This window comes from uncultured Streptococcus sp. (assembly GCF_901875575.1).
GTDB lineage: Bacteria > Bacillota > Bacilli > Lactobacillales > Streptococcaceae > Streptococcus.
Map to the genome: position 1 here is coordinate 14,023 of NZ_CABFMF010000002.1, position 18,595 is coordinate 32,617.

The 18,595-nt window shown below is 38.0% G+C and carries 18 protein-coding genes; 4 read left to right on the plus strand and 14 right to left on the minus strand.

All coding sequences use genetic code 11. The features are described 5' to 3' along the window. The first annotated feature begins 57 nt into the window (after positions 1–57). A complete protein-coding gene (locus QZ114_RS00305) occupies positions 58–1,074 on the plus strand; it encodes an NAD(P)H-dependent glycerol-3-phosphate dehydrogenase (protein WP_295498243.1) in 1,017 nt (338 codons plus the stop codon). Positions 1,075–1,095: 21 nt separating this feature from the next. Continuing rightward, positions 1,096–1,995, plus strand: coding sequence for a UTP--glucose-1-phosphate uridylyltransferase GalU (gene galU, locus QZ114_RS00310; RefSeq protein ID WP_295498246.1), 900 nt, complete (start codon positions 1,096–1,098; stop codon positions 1,993–1,995). Between the two features lie 72 nt (positions 1,996–2,067). On the opposite strand, the gene QZ114_RS00315 is transcribed toward galU, so the two are convergent. The 6 genes from QZ114_RS00315 to pbp1b all read right to left on the minus strand — a co-directional run bounded on the left by QZ114_RS00315 (position 2,068) and on the right by pbp1b (position 8,887). Beyond that, on the minus strand, positions 2,068–2,742 hold the full coding sequence (locus QZ114_RS00315) for a rhomboid family intramembrane serine protease (protein WP_295498249.1): 675 nt from the start codon (positions 2,740–2,742) through the stop codon (positions 2,068–2,070). Beyond that, positions 2,726–3,265: a 5-formyltetrahydrofolate cyclo-ligase gene (locus tag QZ114_RS00320; protein ID WP_295498252.1), complete on the minus strand. Its 540-nt coding sequence runs from the start codon at positions 3,263–3,265 to the stop codon at positions 2,726–2,728. The genes QZ114_RS00315 and QZ114_RS00320 overlap by 17 nt, the downstream gene beginning before the upstream one ends. 4 nt (positions 3,266–3,269) lie before the next feature. Next, positions 3,270–4,400: an N-acetyldiaminopimelate deacetylase gene (locus QZ114_RS00325; protein ID WP_295498255.1), complete on the minus strand. Its 1,131-nt coding sequence runs from the start codon at positions 4,398–4,400 to the stop codon at positions 3,270–3,272. A gap of 62 nt (positions 4,401–4,462) precedes the next feature. Continuing rightward, on the minus strand, positions 4,463–5,161 hold the full coding sequence (gene dapD / locus QZ114_RS00330) for a 2,3,4,5-tetrahydropyridine-2,6-dicarboxylate N-acetyltransferase (protein WP_295498258.1): 699 nt from the start codon (positions 5,159–5,161) through the stop codon (positions 4,463–4,465). Positions 5,162–5,371: 210 nt separating this feature from the next. Next, positions 5,372–6,283: a DMT family transporter gene (locus tag QZ114_RS00335; RefSeq protein WP_295498261.1), complete on the minus strand. Its 912-nt coding sequence runs from the start codon at positions 6,281–6,283 to the stop codon at positions 5,372–5,374. An 84-nt stretch (positions 6,284–6,367) separates the two neighbouring features. Next, complete coding sequence (gene pbp1b, locus QZ114_RS00340) at positions 6,368–8,887, minus strand: penicillin-binding protein PBP1B (RefSeq protein WP_295498264.1); 2,520 nt, start codon at positions 8,885–8,887, stop codon at positions 6,368–6,370. A gap of 140 nt (positions 8,888–9,027) precedes the next feature. Here pbp1b and tyrS point away from each other — a divergent pair, with 140 nt between their 5' ends. Then, positions 9,028–10,284 carry a tyrosine--tRNA ligase gene (gene tyrS, locus QZ114_RS00345; RefSeq protein WP_295498267.1) on the plus strand — a complete coding sequence of 419 codons (1,257 nt, stop codon included), beginning with the start codon at positions 9,028–9,030 and terminating at the stop codon, positions 10,282–10,284. A gap of 74 nt (positions 10,285–10,358) precedes the next feature. On the opposite strand, the gene QZ114_RS00350 is transcribed toward tyrS, so the two are convergent. Both QZ114_RS00350 and QZ114_RS00355 read right to left on the minus strand, forming a co-directional pair. Beyond that, entirely contained in the window at positions 10,359–12,422 is a 2,064-nt protein-coding gene (locus tag QZ114_RS00350) for a heavy metal translocating P-type ATPase (RefSeq protein ID WP_295498269.1), read from the minus strand. A gap of 1 nt (position 12,423) precedes the next feature. Continuing rightward, complete coding sequence (locus QZ114_RS00355; RefSeq protein ID WP_261063977.1) at positions 12,424–12,702, minus strand: DUF6110 family protein; 279 nt, start codon at positions 12,700–12,702, stop codon at positions 12,424–12,426. 150 nt (positions 12,703–12,852) lie between these two features. Between QZ114_RS00355 and QZ114_RS00360 the strand changes: the two genes are divergently transcribed. Continuing rightward, positions 12,853–13,701 (plus strand): putative RNA methyltransferase, encoded by an 849-nt coding sequence (locus tag QZ114_RS00360; protein WP_295498275.1) that lies wholly within the window; start codon positions 12,853–12,855, stop codon positions 13,699–13,701. Positions 13,702–13,806: 105 nt separating this feature from the next. Here the strand turns inward: QZ114_RS00360 and QZ114_RS00365 are convergent, their stop codons facing one another. The 6 genes from QZ114_RS00365 to QZ114_RS00390 all read right to left on the minus strand — a co-directional run bounded on the left by QZ114_RS00365 (position 13,807) and on the right by QZ114_RS00390 (position 18,533). After that, positions 13,807–14,013: a hypothetical protein gene (locus QZ114_RS00365; protein WP_000265677.1), complete on the minus strand. Its 207-nt coding sequence runs from the start codon at positions 14,011–14,013 to the stop codon at positions 13,807–13,809. A gap of 581 nt (positions 14,014–14,594) precedes the next feature. Then, positions 14,595–15,344: an ABC transporter permease gene (locus tag QZ114_RS00370; RefSeq protein WP_295498280.1), complete on the minus strand. Its 750-nt coding sequence runs from the start codon at positions 15,342–15,344 to the stop codon at positions 14,595–14,597. After that, positions 15,337–16,161 carry an ABC transporter ATP-binding protein gene (locus tag QZ114_RS00375; protein ID WP_070657025.1) on the minus strand — a complete coding sequence of 275 codons (825 nt, stop codon included), beginning with the start codon at positions 16,159–16,161 and terminating at the stop codon, positions 15,337–15,339. The genes QZ114_RS00370 and QZ114_RS00375 overlap by 8 nt, the downstream gene beginning before the upstream one ends. A gap of 41 nt (positions 16,162–16,202) precedes the next feature. Next, the gene (locus QZ114_RS00380; RefSeq protein WP_033679542.1) at positions 16,203–16,424 is read right to left on the minus strand and encodes a hypothetical protein; all 222 of its coding nucleotides are present in this window, start codon (positions 16,422–16,424) and stop codon (positions 16,203–16,205) included. A 160-nt stretch (positions 16,425–16,584) separates the two neighbouring features. Further along, the gene (locus QZ114_RS00385; protein ID WP_295498288.1) at positions 16,585–17,481 is read right to left on the minus strand and encodes an XRE family transcriptional regulator; all 897 of its coding nucleotides are present in this window, start codon (positions 17,479–17,481) and stop codon (positions 16,585–16,587) included. A 149-nt stretch (positions 17,482–17,630) separates the two neighbouring features. Further along, positions 17,631–18,533, minus strand: a complete 903-nt coding sequence (locus QZ114_RS00390; RefSeq protein ID WP_295498291.1) for an XRE family transcriptional regulator — start codon at positions 18,531–18,533, stop codon at positions 17,631–17,633. Positions 18,534–18,595 lie beyond the last annotated feature (62 nt).

An 18,595-nucleotide genomic window follows, 5' to 3' on the forward strand; every position in this document is an offset into this window, starting at 1 on the left:
AAAATTACACGGAATATGATAAAATGGTAAAAAGCGCTCTATAAAAAGGAGGGAAACATGGAAAAACAAACCATCGCCGTCTTGGGGCCTGGTTCGTGGGGAACTGCTCTTTCACAAGTCTTAAATGACAATGGACACGAGGTACGTATTTGGGGAAATATTCCCGAACAAATCAATGAAATTAATACACACCATACTAATAAGCACTACTTTAAAGATGTCGTTCTAGATAAAAATATCAGTGCCTACACTGACTTAGCAGAGGCACTGAAAGACGTAGATGCTATTTTATTCGTGGTCCCAACAAAAGTAACTCGTCTAGTTGCCCAACAAGTCGCACAGACATTAAATCACAAGGTTGTCATCATGCACGCTTCAAAGGGATTAGAACCCGATAGCCACAAACGCTTATCAACTATCCTTGAAGAAGAAATCCCAGAGCACCTCCGAAGCGAAATCGTTGTCGTCTCAGGTCCTAGTCATGCTGAGGAAACAATCGTTCGCGACCTCACCTTAATCACGGCTGCTTCTAAAGATTTACAAACAGCTCAATACGTGCAAGAACTCTTTAGTAATCATTACTTCCGCCTTTATACCAATACGGATGTTATCGGGGTAGAGACTGCTGGTGCACTTAAAAATATTATTGCGGTAGGCGCTGGTGCTTTACATGGTCTGGGATTTGGTGACAATGCCAAGGCAGCCATTATCGCTCGAGGTTTGGCAGAAATTACTCGCCTAGGGGTAGCACTCGGGGCTAGTCCACTGACCTATAGTGGCTTATCTGGTGTGGGAGATTTGATTGTAACGGGAACCTCCATCCACTCTCGGAACTGGAGAGCTGGCGATGCCCTTGGTCGCGGAGAATCCCTAACTGATATAGAAGCTAATATGGGCATGATCATCGAAGGAATCTCAACGACTAAAGCAGCCTATGAACTAGCGCAAGAACTTGGAGTCTATATGCCGATTACACAAGCCATTTACCAAGTTATTTACCACGGAACCAATATCAAAGATGCCATTTATGACATCATGAGCAATGAATTTAAAGCAGAAAATGAGTGGTCTTGACACTCTATAGAAAGGATTACTATGGCATCTAAAGTTAGAAAAGCAGTCATTCCTGCCGCTGGACTAGGGACTCGTTTCCTTCCAGCAACAAAGGCTCTTGCCAAAGAAATGTTGCCTATTGTAGACAAACCAACTATCCAATTCATCGTAGAAGAAGCCCTTAAATCCGGCATAGAAGATATTCTTGTTGTCACTGGTAAGTCAAAACGTTCTATTGAGGACCACTTCGACTCAAATTTTGAGCTTGAATACAACCTCAAAGAAAAAGGAAAACATGATTTATTAAAATTGGTAGATGAAACAACTGGAATTCGTCTTCATTTTATCCGTCAAAGTCATCCTCGTGGTCTAGGTGATGCTGTCTTACAAGCCAAAGCCTTTGTTGGAAATGAGCCTTTTATGGTCATGCTTGGAGATGATCTTATGGATATCACAGATGAAGATGCTATCCCTTTGACAAGACAATTGATGAATGATTATGAAAACACCCATGCATCAACCATTGCTGTTATGCCTGTACCTCATGATGAAGTATCTGCCTACGGAGTCATTGCTCCTCAAGGAGAAGGAATCAACGGACTCTATAGTGTAGAAACCTTCGTTGAAAAACCAGCTCCTGAAGATGCTCCAAGTGATTTAGCTATTATCGGGCGCTATCTTCTCACACCTGAAATTTTTGATATCTTAGAAAATCAAGCTCCTGGTGCTGGAAATGAAATCCAACTCACTGATGCCATTGATACTTTAAACAAAACACAACGCGTTTTCGCCCGTGAATTTAAAGGAGCTCGTTACGATGTAGGAGATAAGTTTGGCTTCATGAAAACATCCATTGACTATGCTCTCAAACACCCACAAGTCAAGGATGACTTGAAAAACTACCTCATCGAACTCGGAAAAGAGTTGGCTGGGGGAGAATAAATTTAAAAAGATAAGGTTCAAATAAAGTGATCTTATCTTTTTTATTATCTCAACTTTGCTTCTAACATCTGGTCATCTCATACCCTTATAGAGAAGTAAAATAGACAGACCTATAAAAAGCACTGCTGCTCCTAGTCGCTGAACCGGGTTATACATCTGTCTCTCACTTCTGACTGGAAAGAGTATTGCTAAAAAGGCTCCTCCCACTGCTCCTCCAATGTGGCCTGCGAGGCTGATCCCCGGAATTAAAATACTGCCAATAAGATTTACTATAAAAAGCGTCATATAGGATTGCCCCAACTGCTGAATATAAGGATTACGCGATGCATAGCGCAAAACAATAATGGCAGCAAATAGACCATAAAGAGCAGTCGATGCACCTGCAGCTAAAGCTCTAGGTGTATAAGCGAAGACAAATAGATTACCCAGCATCCCTGACAGAAGATAAAGAAAGAAAAACTGCTTAGAACCAAAAATCTCTTCGACTTGCCGTCCAAGAAAATAGAGAGAGAACATATTGACAATGAAATGTTCCCAACCAATATGGACAAAAATTGCAGAAAAGAGTCGCCAAATCTGACTAGGAACCAATCGAATAGCCGGACTATACATAGCCCCAAATCGAAATAGAGTATCTGCCCGATCAAAGTTCCCACCTGTAGTCAGTAACATTAAAGCAAAGACTAGAGCTGTTACTAGGAGAAAAAAACTCGTTACAGGGTAACGTTTATCAAAGATTTCCTTCATACATTAGAACCTCCTGAACAGGAATATCGTGATCATCAGGAATAAATTCCTGAATTTGAAACGGATAGAGAGTGCTTATCGTATGGCCTTTATATCCGATCAAATAGCGATCATAATAACCTCCACCGTAGCCAATCCGGTAACCCTCCGTCGTAAACACCAAACCAGGAACATGAATCACATCAATTTGACAACTATCAATCACTGTCAACTCTCCCTCTGGTTCCAATAAACCAAAGGAAGTTTTTACCAACTGCTGCGGATCATAGACTACAAACTCCATCCTTCCTCTGGGATAGGTTTTAGGGATCAGAACCTTCTTGCCGTCCTTTAGCGCCTGCTCGATGAGTTCCTGCGTTTGAAATTCGTGAGGAAAAGAGAGATAGGTTGCAATGCTCTGGGCTTCTTGGTACAAGGGATGATTCAAAAATCGCTCTGTTAAAGCTCGATCCATAGCCTGTTTTTGTTCTTGAGATAAAGCCTTCATTTCTTGCAAGACTTGCTTACGTAATTCTGCTTTCATACCTTTACTCTGATGCTTTCTTTTTTAGGAAACTAGAAACCGCATCAACACCAATGGCTAGAGCTTCTTCTCTAGGACTCATCTGAGGATGATGAAGGGCGTAGGGGCTATCAATACCTAGCCAAAACATAACACCGTCCACCTTGGATAGAAGATAACCAAAGTCCTCACCAGTCATAGCAGGTTCGATATCAATCAACTCAATTCCGTCTTTTTCTTCAAAGAAGGTCATCAACTCACGCGCCAAGGTTGGATCATTCTCAACTGGTAAATATCCCCCTTGTTTGAGTTCTACTTCGACTTCCATACCAAAGGCAGCTGCAACGCCTTCTGCAACTGTTTTGACCCGCTTTTGCACCAAGAGACTCATGTCCTGTGTCAAAGCCCGGATAGTCCCATGCAAAAAGGCTGTGTCTGTGATAACATTGTTGGTGGTTCCAGCTTGGAAAACTCCAAAAGTCACTACTGCTCCCTCAATCGGATTGACATTCCTACTGACCACAGACTGCACTTGAGTCACAAAATAGCTAGCAGCCACCAAGGCGTCATTTGCTTCATGTGGAAAGGCAGCGTGACCACCTTTCCCTTTAAAACGAATCTTGACCTCACAAGTCCCTGCAAAGAGAGTGTGGGTATTAGTCGCAATCTGCCCAACCTTCAAATCTGGTCGAACATGAAGACCATAAAATTGGTCTGGTAGCCAATCTCCAAAAGCCCCGTCCTCATACATGAGCATACCACCTGCTTCATTTTCTTCAGCAGGCTGAAACAGAAAGAGCAGATTGTTCTTGGGTTGCTGCTCAAGGGCGCTCTCAAGACAGCCTAAGGCAATGGTCATATGAAAATCATGACCACAGGCGTGCATACGACCTTGATGCTGGGAAGCGAAAGACAGTCCTGTTTGTTCGACGATAGGCAGACCGTCAATATCTGTTCTCCAACCAATGGTACGCTCAGGCTGACTTCCCTGCAAATAAACTAAGATACCTGTCCGCCATGTACGAATCTGAATAAAATCCTTGCCAGTAGTTAACTTCTCAATGGCATCTAACAAGTAAGCCTGTGTCTTGAACTCTTCCAAGCCAATTTCAGGAATCTGGTGTAAATCTCGTCTTGTTTGAATTAAATCTAACATCTATCTATCCTCCTAGTATATAAGAAAGAGGCTGGAAAAAAGGTTCCGCCTCTTTTTAACAATTACAAGGTACGAAGGGCATCTTCTAACGCTGTTTTCTGTTGGGTTTTTTCGTCAATCTCTTTGATGACGCGAGCTGGAACTCCTGCTACTACTACATTTTCTGGAACATCTTGAGTAACGATTGCTCCTGCAGCTACAACCGAACCACTACCGATTTGAACACCTTCGATTACCACTGCATTGGCACCGATGAGAACATTGTCCCCAACACGTACAGGATCTGCGCTAGCTGGCTCAATCACACCTGCAAGAACTGCGCCTGCACCAACGTGGCTGTTTTTCCCAACAATAGCACGGCCACCAAGGATAGCCCCCATGTCAATCATAGTCCCTGCGCCAATTTCTGCACCAATATTGATAACTGCTCCCATCATGATAACAGCATTGTCACCAATTTCGACCTGATCACGGATAATAGCACCTGGTTCGATACGAGCATTGATTGCACGTTTGTCTAGCAAAGGAACTGCAGAGTTACGGGCATCTTGTTCTACGACATAATCTTTATTTTCTACTAGGCCATCTAAAAGTGGAGCAACGTCCTTCCAATCACCAAAGAGAACATTTCCTAGTTTCACAACAGATCTAGGAACTGCAGAAGCTAGTTCTCCCTCAAAAGTAACCTTTACACTGGTTTTCTTTTCAGCATTAGCAATAAATTGGATGATTTCTTGAGCATTCATTTTTGTGGCAGTCATAGGCGCCTCCTAATTCGTTATAATGATAACTATTCTACCAAAAAAAACTCCAAATTTGAAGCTTTTTTATCTCTTTTTAGGATATAAGACTACACCTATTACCAATAAAATAAAATTTACTCTAATAAAAGCTTGAAATCTTTGTAGTCATCCTCTCAGCAATTCTTACTATTCAAGTATCATAATTGTTTTACAGTTAGAAAAACAATTTTAGTTGCTCCCCTTCGCTTCTTCTATGGATAAGAAAATCATTGGTGAAATAATCAAAATCATGGCTAAAACTAAAGACCAGTCTAATACCAAACCTAAAAATAATACACTCAACAGAGCAGAAGATAAGGGTTCACTAGCACTGACAACCGAAACCACCAAGGGAGAAACCAAAGAGACCGCCTTCATAGAGATAAAAAATGCAAAAGCTGTCCCAAAGAAGGCAATAATAAGACAAATCAAGACGCTCCAGATATCCACCACAAAGGAAATCTGATAAACCGGAGAGAGCATATTACTAAACAAACCTGCTAGAATCATTCCCCAGCCTACTGTAGGCACAAAGCCATAACGCTTAGCAAACGGTTGTGGCAAAATAACATTAAACATCACACCCATAGCACTCAACAAACCTGTGATAAGAGCTAGTAGTGTCATGGATAGCTGAGATACATCTCCCTTGGTCGCCATCAAAAACACTCCTAACATAGCAATTAAAACATAGAAAATAGCGCTTAGGGAAGCCTTTTTCTTATAAATGATTCGATTGTAGAGTAAGATAAAAATAGGACTGATAAACTGTAAAATAGTAGCAGTTGTAGCATTAGAATATTCAACACAGAGGTAAAAGAAAAATTGCACAGAAAAAATACCTAAAATAGCATAGGCAAAAAAAGGGAGATAATTTTTCTTATCTCGCCAGAGATCAAGCACTTGAGATTTGAGCTGTACAGAGGAGTATATCAAAACCAGACTACCAGCTAAACTTAAACGCATAGAAGTAATCCAGCCAGACGAAACCTGATAATGGGTAAAAAAATACTCTCCTAAAATTCCACAAATACCCCAGATTAAACCGGACAATAAGGAATAAATGGTTCCCTTTACAATTTTTTTCTGATACTGATTCATACCTTTTATTGTAACACGAAAAATTAAAAGAAAAAAGTGGCAATCAATTGATTAGCCACTTTATTTAGTTTCATGTTAAAAATATTATCTTCTTGACCTTGAGGAAGATGGTCTAGTCTCACTCGAATTGCTACTATCATTAGAATCACTTCTTGAGTCGCTACTTGAATCACTGCCTGAATCGCTACTTGAATCACTGTCTGAATCGCTACTTGAGCTCGATTCAGTTGGAAGATTGCCAATGATACTAGCCCAAGCATGTTGATAATCTGAGTCACTTCCTCCAATCGCAAAGTGATAGCTAGTAATAGGAGCGCCAGCTTTATTAGCCCAATAGCTAGTCACCGTATCCCCTGAAAGATCAACCTCTGCACCTTCAAAAGAAACTCTACCTATTTGTTGACCAGTAGACTTCAAAACTTGGGATTTCACTACACTAGAATCTAGTGAAAAACGATCATTCCCCCAAATAGTTGGGTTAGCTTGCTGAATGGCATTCACAAGTTGAGCCATGTATTTAGAATTGTTTTCATAACCCGCTAAACGCGATAGAGAATGATTGTCATCATGTCCAATCCACCCCCCTAATGTTAATTTCGGAGTAGAAACCATGAGCCACATATTTTCACTTTCATTCGTAGTTCCAGTCTTCCCAATCCAATCTGCATTTGCCAAACTAGGATTTAAAGAAGAAAGATTGTTCTTGAAAGTCGTTGTTATACGAGATGATAACACCTCTCTCAAAAGTCCCTGCATAATGGTCGCTGCCGCTTTAGAATAAACTTGAACCGGTTTATCTTGATACTCATAGATTACATTTCCTTCTCTAGATTCAATTTTAGAAATCATGTGTTTCTTATGATAAATACCATTATTTGCTAAGGTCTGATAACCGTTGGTATGTTGAGCTACCGTTACTTCAATACCACCACCCATCGGAAGACTCTCAATACTATAATCTGGAATTTCGTAACCCATTTTCTCCATATAAGACTTAACATCAACTCCTTTTTCACGGAGCATACGATAAGTCCAATAAGCCGGGATATTCCACGAATGGTTAAGAGCCTCTCCTAAGGTCATCATACCTGTACCCTTATTACCAGAATACAAAATGGGAGTTCCATTAGAAAATGTTGTAGGATAGTTAGACAATATACTAGCGCTTCCCATTAATCCCTGATCAATAGCAATGCCATAAGCTAACAATGGTTTTGTAGTAGATGCCGGTGATCGTTTCGTGTCAAAAGCATGATTATTTTGGTTTTCTTGATAATTTCTACCACCAACAAAACCTAGAATAGCACCCGTTTGATTATCCATTAAAACATTTCCGACTTCTACTTTACCAGTTCCATCATCTAACAGAGAACCATAGTTAGCAACTGCGCTTTGCATAGCAGAATGAATTTTCTCATCAATCGTAGTTGTAATTTTATAACCACCATTTTCAAGTTCTTTGACCGCCAAATCACGATAAAACTTCTGAGTTGCTTCATTTTTTAACTCTGCCGCTGATACATTATCTCGCTGTACCAAATACTCATACATATGTTCCTGAGTCTCAGCTAAGGCTGTATAGTATAAAAATCCTCTTGAAACACTTGTAACTGCACCTGAAGGTAGAAAGTCTTGTTTTAAATCGTAATCTTTATATTGATCATATTCGTCCTTGGTCAAAGTGCCCATACGGTACATATTATATAGGACAGCCTTGGCGCGTTTCAATCCAAGTTCTAACTCTTCATCACTTTTTATGACCCCCGTATTTTCATATGGAGAATAAACAATGGGACTCTGAGGTAAGCCTGCCAAAAAGGCAGCTTGAGGCACACTTAAGTTTCCGGCATTCACACCGAAAATTCCTTCTGCAGCTTGTTGAACTCCTGCAATATTTTGCCCTCTATTGTTACGACCAAAAGGTGCAACATTCAAATAAGCTGTCAAAATATCATCCTTACTCATGGCTCTCTCTAGAGCAAGGGCATCAACAATTTCAGTCGCCTTACGAGCCAAGGTAGGTGCATCTCCAACCACCTGTTGCTTAATCAACTGTTGAGTCAAGGTAGAGCCTCCACTAGAAGATCCAAGACCTAAAAAGTTCCCTAATGTTGCACGAATAACAGCCTTAGGAACCACACCTTTGTGCTCTTCAAAATGCTCATCCTCAGTTGCGATAATAGCCTTTTTTAAATTTTCTGCAATCTGCTCTGACGATACAGATGTTCTCAATAAGTCACTTTCTATAGAAGAAATGACAGTACCGTCCGCATAGGTCAATTCAGAAATAGATGAAATATCCTTAACCTGATGTACTAATTCTTCTGTTTGAGGCAAGCGAACCTTGTCAAACAAGGCAACCCCATAACCAAGTACTAGACCAGTCCCAAATAACCCCCCGATAAAAGCTAAAATAAAGAGAGTATTCAAAATCCCCTTGAAGACAGATAAAGAAGTCCCTAGGAGATGTAAAAATCCTTTCCTTCCCCCATCTGTTTTATCTTGTTCAGAGTGGTTCTGTGCTTTTTTTTGATTAAAGGTTAATCCTACTTGCTGGAAAATGTCCATCATTTTTCTTTTTAAATCATTTATTTTATTTTGCATGAATTTCCTCACTCTATCTATTATACCACAAAAGGTAAACTTTCAATAAAATAGCCACTTTCTTCCCTATTACACTAGGCTATTGCTCGAGTTTGTGATACAATAGGTAGAAACAATATTTTATAAAGGAGAAAAGACACATGCACATTTTTGATGAGCTAAAAGAGCGTGGTTTGATTTTTCAAACGACTGATGAAGAAGCTTTGCGTAAAGCCCTAGAAGAAGGTCAAGTTTCTTATTATACTGGCTACGATCCAACTGCTGACAGCCTTCACCTAGGCCACCTTGTCGCAATCTTAACAAGTCGTCGCCTGCAACTAGCAGGTCACAAACCTTATGCGCTCGTTGGCGGTGCTACAGGTCTCATCGGAGATCCGTCCTTCAAAGATGCTGAACGTAGTCTCCAAACAAAAGACACAGTGGATGGCTGGGTCAAGTCTATCCAAGGACAACTTTCTCGTTTTCTTGACTTTGAAAATGGCGAAAACAAGGCTGTCATGGTCAACAACTACGACTGGTTTGGCAGCATCAGCTTCATTGACTTCCTCCGTGATATCGGAAAATACTTTACTGTCAACTACATGATGAGTAAGGAATCTGTGAAAAAACGGATCGAAACAGGAATTTCATACACTGAGTTTGCTTACCAAATCATGCAAGGTTACGACTTCTTCGTTCTTAACCAAGACCACAACGTAACGCTACAAATCGGTGGTTCTGACCAGTGGGGAAATATGACAGCTGGTACTGAATTGCTTCGTCGTAAAGCTGACAAGACTGGCCACGTAATCACTGTTCCACTGATTACCGATGCAACTGGTAAGAAATTTGGTAAATCAGAAGGAAACGCAGTTTGGCTCAATCCTGAAAAGACTTCTCCATACGAAATGTACCAATTCTGGATGAACGTTATGGATGCTGACGCTGTTCGTTTCTTGAAAATCTTTACTTTCTTGTCACTTAATGAGATTGAAGACATCCGCAAACAATTTGAAGTGGCTCCACACGAACGCTTGGCCCAAAAAGTCTTGGCTCGTGAAGTCGTTACACTTGTTCACGGCGAAGAAGCTTACAAAGAAGCCCTCAATATCACTGAGCAACTCTTTGCAGGAAATATCAAAAATCTTTCTGTTAAAGAGCTCAAACAAGGACTTCGTGGAGTGCCAAACTACCACGTTCAAGCAGATGAAAACCACAATATCGTGGAACTGCTCGTATCAGCTGGTGTAGTTAACTCAAAACGCCAAGCCCGTGAAGACGTCCAAAACGGAGCTATCTACGTAAACGGTGACCGCATCCAAGACCTTGACTATGTCTTGAGTGACGCAGATAAGCTTGAGAACGAACTGACTGTTATCCGCCGTGGGAAGAAAAAATACTTTGTATTGACTTACTAAACTGTTCAACATTGATCTATAAAAAAAGGAGTTAACCTCTAGAAAGGTAACTCCTTTTTGTTGTTTAACCACATCTATCTAGCCTTAATAGACAGGCTACGCAGGACTATGCGTAAGGTTGTCAGATTATGTAAGATAGAGAGGTTTGAAGGGCTGAGCCAGTTAAACAAGCCAAAGCCAATTAAACTACTATTTACGACAACGGTATCTTGAATATTCTTCTTGATGAGTGTTTGCAAAGATGATGATAGCAAATCCAATTCTTGGAAGAAATCCAAGCGATTATCTAACAATAAGATATCACTCATCTGCTTAGAAATATCTGCACTCTCATTCATCACCACACCGATATCTGATAGGGTTAGAGCAGCTGAGTCATTCAATCCATCTCCAACCATCAAAATAGTATGACCTGCTTTCTGCAGTTTCTCTACTAACTCAAATTTCCCATCAGGTTTCAAGTCTGTATAGACTTGATCAAAGGGCAAATCTTTGACTAATTCCTCTGTCCTAACCAAGGTGTCCCCTGTTGCTAGAATCAATTTCTTCCCTTGTGCCTTAAGTTTCTCCAAGGCTGCTTTTGCTTCTTTTCTCAAAGGAGTATGGATGCAGAACATTCCAATTAATTCATTCTGATAAGCCAAGAATAAGAGATTATAGTGACTCTTGTACTCTTCAATTAAGGCATTTTGTTCCGAACTGATATGAATCTGCTCATCCTGCATCAAGACATAATTTCCAATAACAACTGGTTCGCCATCGATATGGGACTTAATCCCCTTGCTTGCAATATATTGGAGTTTCCCATGCATTTCCTCATGTTCAATCCCCTCTATCTCAGCTTGCTTAACAATGGCATTAGCAATAGGGTGATAAATGTGTTCCTCAAGACAGGCACTGATTCTGAGAATATCTTCCTCACTATAGTCTCCAAAAGGTAACACCTTTTCAACTATAGGATAGCTAGTTGTAATTGTTCCCGTCTTATCAAACAAGAAAGTATCGACTTCCAGATATTTCTCCAGAACATCCCCATCCTTAATCACCATTTCACGATTCAAACCCTCCTTGATAGCTGTTAAATAAGCTACAGGAGTAGAGATTTTCAAAGCGCAGGAGAAATCGACCAATAGAAAAGAAATAGCCTTAGAAAAAGAACCTGTTAATAGGTAAGTCAGACCAGCACCCAAGAAATTATATTTGACAACCTTGTCCGCCATCTTGATGAAATAGCGTTGTTTCGTTTTCTTGTTTTCTTCAGATTTCTTCATCAACTCAATCAGTTGTAAAATACGGCTGTTCATCTGATTATCGGTTACACGAATACGCAACTCTCCAGTTTCTAATACTGTATTTGCACAAACTAAATCAGACTCTCTTTTTTCAACTGGAAAACTCTCTCCCGTCAAGGAACTTTCGTTGACCATACCTAAACCTGAAACTACTTGTCCATCAAACAGAATTTCATTTCCTTGAGATAAAACCAAGACATCTCCTATTTGAACATCGGAACTCTTGATACTAACGACCGTATCGCCCTGTACTAAGAATACATCGCTCTCTTTTGCAAGAAGACTTTGTTCTAAATCTGTTGCAGTTTTTTTCAAGGACCACTGATCTAAATGATTCCCCAAATCAAGCATAAACATGATATTACTTGCCGTCTTGGATTGATTCATAAACAAAGATAATAAAATCGCCGAACAGTCCAAGACCTCCATCGTTAGTTCCTTACGCGCTAGGGTCTGATAGGCTTCTCTAACATAATCCAAAGCCTGATAACAAGTCCATATATAACGTATAGGAGACGGTACAAGACTACGAAAAAGCACACGCTTAATCGCTGCACCTGAAACAATAGAATAAGCACTATCTTCTCTACGAATGGGAAGAGTCATCAACTCCGAAACTTTCCCTTTATCAATTCTTTTTAAAAAGGCTTCTGCATTATCTAATACAGAGAAGCCTTCTTTTATACGTAGAGTAAAGTGCTGTTGATCCATGTAAAACTGGATAGATTCAATCCCCTTTTCATCTCTCGCCAAGGAACGAAGATAATCTTGAATATCCAAGGTGAGCGAGAAAGATGATGATAGTCGGATATGTTGGTATCCTCTATGTAGCACTTTAAAAGACATGTTATTCCCCTATAAGGCTATCTAATTGCTCTGCTTTTTTCTCTTGCTCATACAAATATTTGGCATCTTGCAAGACATCGTCTCCATGTTGCTTCACAACAGAAACAGATGCATCTAGCTCGTCTTTCAACTTGTAAGCCTTAGCCAAAGCTTTAGAATAACCTTTTTTAGCTTCCTTACTTGCTAAGATTTTCAAACCAAGGGTACCGAATGCAACACCACCCAAAAAGAGTGATGATTTTTTCGCAACTTTTGCGACGCTCAATACTTCTTTTAACATACTTATTTCCTCCTATCTATTATTATATATTAATTTATATATAAAAGCAATTTAATTTTAGTACTCTAAAAAGTAATTATACTACTATTTAATTCTATTATAAATCATCCTAAAGTTGCTTTCATTTACCTCTTTTGATACACTTAAACTATGAATACAAACCTCAAACCCAAACTCCAACGCTTTGCTTCTGCGACTGCCTTTGCCTGCCCTATCTGTCGAGAAAATCTGACCTTGGTAGAATCTAGTCTTAAATGTGAGAATCGGCATTCTTTTGACCTAGCAAAATTCGGCTATGTCAATCTAGCACCTCAAATCAAGCAATCTGCTAACTACGACAAGGAAAATTTTCAAAACCGCCAACAAATCCTAGAAGCTGGCTTTTATCAGGCTATTTTAGAAGCTGTATCGGACTTACTAGCAGCTAATCCATCTGCAAAAACTGTCTTAGATATTGGTTGTGGCGAAGGTTTCTATTCTCGCAAACTCCAAGAAAGCTACTCCGACAAGACCTTCTATGCCTTTGACATTTCAAAAGATTCCGTCCAAATCGCTGCCAAGAGTGAACCCAACTGGGCAGTCAATTGGTTTGTAGGCGACTTGGCACGACTTCCTATAAAAGACGCCAGTATGGATATCCTGCTTGATATCTTTTCGCCTGCCAACTATGGAGAATTTCGTCGCGTTTTATCCAAAGACGGCATCTTGATAAAGGTTATCCCAACTGAAAATCACCTCAAAGAAATCCGCCAGAAGGTACAAGACCAGCTGACAAACAAGGACTATTCCAACCAAGATATCAAAAATCATTTCCAAGAACACTTTACCATCCTATCTAGCCAAACAGCCTCTCTGACTAAGACTATCACAACAGAGCAACTCCAAGCCCTACTCAGCATGACTCCCTTACTCTTTCACGTTGATCAGAGCAAAATTGACTGGAGCCAACTAACAGAGATTACCATCGAAGCAGAGATACTTGTTGGGCAAGCACTATAATTGACACAAAAACCGCATTTCAAGAAGATATGCGGTTTTAAATTTCAATTTTTAAACTATCTATCCGAAAAATTTAGGAAATTTACCAATTCTAAGTTCTAATCTTTATTTTCGATTCGAGATAACAAACTTATCAATAAATAGTAAGTGATATAATGCAAGTGTAATTCCAAATAAGCACCCATGATAAGAGATTTCTTGATGAGTAAGCGGAAAAAGAGTATCATTACCCATCAAGAGGCATGTCAAAATAACAAATAGAATCCAAAATAAATCCGTCCATTTATATTTTGAAAAATATTTTTTCCACATAAGAACACCTTCTTTCCTATAATCATATTATAATACTTTATGTAAGCGAATACAAGCAATATGAGGTAAGCAACTCCAAAGAAACATGAGGCTGAAAGACAGTAAAAACCAGCATTTTAAGCGCTGGTTTATTGTTTTAAACTAGGTTTCTTACAAGCTTACTAACACTTAGCTTTTAAAAAAGTTAGTTTTTGAAGCGCTTGGATAAATAGAATCTAGAAAACAGAAAAAACTAAAAAGAATGTAGGGAAGTAAACCCTACATTCTTAAAATAACTTAGTACATAAATGATAATGCTGTCGCCGCCATCAATATTGCAAGAACTATTTTCCAAATTTTTTTATTTTTTCCAAAAATCTTATCAGGTAACAAGCTTATTACAAGAAAGGTAATAAACAACACCAATTTAAGTGTATATATCATAAAAACACCTTCTTTCCTATAATCATATTATAATACTTTATGTAAGCGAATTCAAGAGATTTGAGGTGTTCTAATCATGAGTATGAAAGAGCGTAAAAACCAGCATTTAAGCGCTGGTTTATTGTTTTAAACTAGGTTCCTTACAAAGCTTACTAACACTAATCTTTAAAAAAAGTTAGTTTTTGAAGTTGATTAATTGTTAGTTTCCCAAACTGTACTCTTTTTTTATTTTTTAAACCCCAATAACTAAGGGCAAGTAATGCTACAACCCAAGCAAAAGTGATTCCCAAACTGTCAAAATTCAACTTGAAATCTGGTTTATTAAAGAAATCTACATAAACTCCTAAGAAGGTTGTATCCATAAATTTCTTGATTTCTGAGCTAACTTGAGAAAACATCGGCAAGAATGAGAGACCAAGCATTGGAATCAAACCATAAACCTGAGCCTGAGTTTGTGTCTCTGAAATAGCTCCAATCACTAGATTTAAGAGGATTGTACATAATGCTACCAGAGAAGCTACTACAAGGTATACAGGATAATCTTTTGCGAAATCCACTTCAACCATAATAGGGAAGGAAATAACTGAAGCCAAAGCAAAGATTACAGGATAAAACAACACGGAAACAAGATATTCTCCACGGCGAACCCCACTTAAAATGAGAGTTTTAAAAATTCTTTTTTCTTTTTCCTCTGCAATAGAGTTTGAAATCATTGAACCAGAAGAAAATGAGAATGCCATTGTTAAAGAACTAAACAATAGTGTTTTCCCTTGAGTGCCATCTGTATTCATAAAACTTTGGAAGAGTAGAACCATAAAGAATGGGAATACTACCTGTACCAAAGTGTTTTTGTTTGTTAATAATACTTGTGTCCTCAACCAGATAAGGGCTAAAATTCTCTTAAACATCTAATTTTTCTCCTGTCAATTTAATAAAAATATCTTCTAAAGTTGGTTCACATGAGTGAATCGTCATCATTTTTTTATAATCTTCTTGCTGCAAATCTTCAAAGCGCACTACCTTTTTAGTAGAATCACTATAAGTTACTGCAACCTTTTTTTCCGTGTTGTATTTTTGGATAATTTCGCTTGGGCTTCCTTGTTCAATAAGATCACCTTTATTCAAAAGAGCTAGGTTATCACATAATAAAGTCGCCTCATTCATATCATGAGTAGTTAAGAAAATGGTTGTTCCTCTTTCCTTTAACTCCTGTAGTAATTTGTGAATCTTCTTTGAGGTGGTGGGATCTAACCCACTTGTAGGTTCATCTAAAAATAGAACTTTAGGATAATTGATCAAAGCACGAGCTAAAAGCATTCGTTGACGCATTCCTGTAGAAAGTTTCTCAGCTGGAGTGTCTTTACTATCATACAGACCAACTTGTTTTAGAATTTCTTCAATTCGAGATTTTGAAACTCCGTATAGTCTTGCAAATAGCAACAAGTTATTGTACAAACTTAATTTTTCGTAATAACCACTTGTGTCACCTACTAAACCTAACTCTTCAAAATCTGACGGAAGTAATTTTTGAGAATCTTTCCCTAATAATTCTGTCTTTCCGCTGTTAGCCTGTAGCTGTCCTGTCAGAATATTGATCATTGTTGTCTTTCCTGAACCAGATGGACCTAGGAATCCAAAAATTTCTCCTTCGTTTATTGAAAAACTAATTTGATTTAAAGCAATATTATCTCCAAATCGCTTTGTAACTCTTTCTACCTTAATCATTTTATTACCTCTTTCTAATGATAAATTGTGTTTTAGAAACTTCACTCACTCCCATCGGTTATGTCAACAACTCTAATTCTAGGCTTTAAGTTGGAGTCCATTTTGATTTCTCTCATTTCATTTGGAAGCAAGAGAACTAATTTTAGCAACTTCTCATCAAGTGTTACTTTACATAGGCGTCTGCTATCTAGACTATTTTTGATAATCAGATAGTCCTTCTTGACAAATTTTTCATCCATATAATAGTCAATTGTTTTTACCATATTTTCCTCCCGCCTGCTAATCTACACCCCTTTTAAATAGTAATGTTTCTAGCACTGCGTTCTGCTTAACTTATTTACAATAACAGTATATCCCTTATGAGAGTAAAAAAAACAGGACATTTATGTCCACTGACATTTATGTCCTGTTTTTAAATTGAAATTATGGAAAATCCTTATTTTTTTCTTCTATCACTCTATCCCTAAATGATTTATCATTTAATAATTCCGATCCGTTTATTGCTTTATTATAGTAGTCCAAAGCAAGATCTTTATTCTGATTAGTATGAATATAATATTTGGCTTCAAAAAAATCTACTGTAGGTAGTAAAGCAAAATCTTGGACTTCATCTATTATTTCTCGTACAGCACTTAGCGTTTGAGGCATTAAATCATAATATTCAATATTAAAGTGATATAAAACAATTGATACAATAACCCTTTGAATCAAATGAATATTGTTGGCATCAGAGAAATTAGTTTGCTCCAAGATGTTAGAATAGATATTTTCAAATACATTATCAATTGGCTTAGCATTCAAAGTACACTTTAAGAAATACAAGTGTAAAATTAATAAATCATTAGTATCATAATTTGTTTTTAAAAGTAACTGCTCAAAATACTCCTCAATCAATCCCTCTCCAAAGTCAGAGTTTTCAGAAACATACACATCATCAATAGCTTGTAAAACTTCAACTGCTACTTGCTCATCTTCAGGCAGTTGGTCATAAAAGCGTTCCTGAATTTCTTCAAAGATAGCCTCACGTTGGCGGATTTTTTCTTCATCTCCATGAATAGATTGACGAATCAATTTTGTTTTTAGTTTTAAATACTCTTTAGGAACAATTAACAATCCCTCGTCAATTAACTGAGATATTGGAACTCCCAATACTTTGGCTATATAGTCTAGTTTCGCTAAACTGGGCAAATTATTTCCAGTTTCAATTCGGCCCAACTGACGAACAGTAAGCTCTTTTTCATCTCCACAAAAGGCCTCTCTACTCAATCCTTTTTCAGTCCGTAAGGTACGAATCCGTTTTCCTATTTCTAAATTTTTCATCTCATTCCTCTATAAATAGACTTTTGCACACAAAAATAAAAGTACTTATCTATTTGTTAATATCTATTATTTCAAATATATTAAATTCTTACTAACAAAGCTCCCCATGTTGCCTATCAGCATCCCTTCATAATGAACAAAGAGTTTTTTTACATATCAGGAAACTCTTCTTTCATCTCTTCTATCACTCGATTTTTGAAATTTATATCATTAAAAAATTCTGCTCCACTGATAGCTTTTTCATAGTATTGTAGGGCTTTTTCTTTATCTTTTTCCCCGTATAGGTAATATTTGGCTTCTAAGTAGTCTACCGTTGGTTTTAAGTTTGAATCTTGAATTTCCATCATAATTTCTCTTAGAAAACTAAAAATGACAGAGATATCTTCGTAGTATTCGTTTCTCAATTGATACAACAGTATTGCAATTAATACTCTTTGTAACAGATGCATGTAAGTGTTATCTGAACAGTCAATTATGGTCACGATGTTATTTCTTACTTTTTTTAAAACGTCATCATTTCGTTTAAAACTAATAGCATTTGATAAAAAATATAAATATAAGATCAATAAATCATTTACAGAATACTCCGTTTGTAGCAAAGTTTGATTGAAATATTCCTCAATCAAGCCCTCTCCAAATTCGGCATTTTCAGAAACATATACATCATCAATAGCTTGTAGAACCTCAACTGATACTTGTTCATCCTCAGGCAGTTGGTCATAAAAGCGTTCCTGAATTTCTTCAAAGATAGCTTCACGTTGGTGGATTTTTTCTTCATCGCCATGAATAGATTGACGAATCAATTTCGTTTTTAGTTTTAAATACTCTTTAGGAACAATTAACAAGCCCTCGTCAATTAACTGAGACATCGGAACCCCTAACACTTCTGCTATATAGTCCAGTTTCGCTAAGCTAGGTAAGTTATTTCCAGTTTCAATTCGGCCCAACTGACGAACAGTAAGTTCTTTTTCATCTCCACAAAAGGCTTCTCTACTCAGTCCTTTTTCAGTTCGTAAGGTGCGAATTCGTTTCCCTATTTCTAAATTTTTCATCTCATTCCTCTATAAATAGACTTTTGCACACAAAAATAAAAGTACTTATGCTATTTGTTATC

Coding starts and splice junctions, on each gene's coding strand:
- QZ114_RS00370 (WP_295498280.1), bottom strand. CDS start 15,344: ATGTTTAAGAGAATTTTAGCCCTTATCTGGTTGAGGACACAAGTATTA.
- galU (WP_295498246.1), top strand. CDS start 1,096: ATGGCATCTAAAGTTAGAAAAGCAGTCATTCCTGCCGCTGGACTAGGG.
- QZ114_RS00325 (WP_295498255.1), bottom strand. CDS start 4,400: ATGTTAGATTTAATTCAAACAAGACGAGATTTACACCAGATTCCTGAA.
- QZ114_RS00365 (WP_000265677.1), bottom strand. CDS start 14,013: ATGTGGAAAAAATATTTTTCAAAATATAAATGGACGGATTTATTTTGG.
- QZ114_RS00320 (WP_295498252.1), bottom strand. CDS start 3,265: ATGAAAGCAGAATTACGTAAGCAAGTCTTGCAAGAAATGAAGGCTTTA.
- QZ114_RS00315 (WP_295498249.1), bottom strand. CDS start 2,742: ATGAAGGAAATCTTTGATAAACGTTACCCTGTAACGAGTTTTTTTCTC.
- QZ114_RS00305 (WP_295498243.1), top strand. CDS start 58: ATGGAAAAACAAACCATCGCCGTCTTGGGGCCTGGTTCGTGGGGAACT.
- QZ114_RS00375 (WP_070657025.1), bottom strand. CDS start 16,161: ATGATTAAGGTAGAAAGAGTTACAAAGCGATTTGGAGATAATATTGCT.
- QZ114_RS00350 (WP_295498269.1), bottom strand. CDS start 12,422: ATGTCTTTTAAAGTGCTACATAGAGGATACCAACATATCCGACTATCA.
- tyrS (WP_295498267.1), top strand. CDS start 9,028: ATGCACATTTTTGATGAGCTAAAAGAGCGTGGTTTGATTTTTCAAACG.
- pbp1b (WP_295498264.1), bottom strand. CDS start 8,887: ATGCAAAATAAAATAAATGATTTAAAAAGAAAAATGATGGACATTTTC.
- dapD (WP_295498258.1), bottom strand. CDS start 5,161: ATGACTGCCACAAAAATGAATGCTCAAGAAATCATCCAATTTATTGCT.
- QZ114_RS00380 (WP_033679542.1), bottom strand. CDS start 16,424: ATGGTAAAAACAATTGACTATTATATGGATGAAAAATTTGTCAAGAAG.
- QZ114_RS00355 (WP_261063977.1), bottom strand. CDS start 12,702: ATGTTAAAAGAAGTATTGAGCGTCGCAAAAGTTGCGAAAAAATCATCA.
- QZ114_RS00360 (WP_295498275.1), top strand. CDS start 12,853: ATGAATACAAACCTCAAACCCAAACTCCAACGCTTTGCTTCTGCGACT.
- QZ114_RS00385 (WP_295498288.1), bottom strand. CDS start 17,481: ATGAAAAATTTAGAAATAGGAAAACGGATTCGTACCTTACGGACTGAA.
- QZ114_RS00335 (WP_295498261.1), bottom strand. CDS start 6,283: ATGAATCAGTATCAGAAAAAAATTGTAAAGGGAACCATTTATTCCTTA.
- QZ114_RS00390 (WP_295498291.1), bottom strand. CDS start 18,533: ATGAAAAATTTAGAAATAGGGAAACGAATTCGCACCTTACGAACTGAA.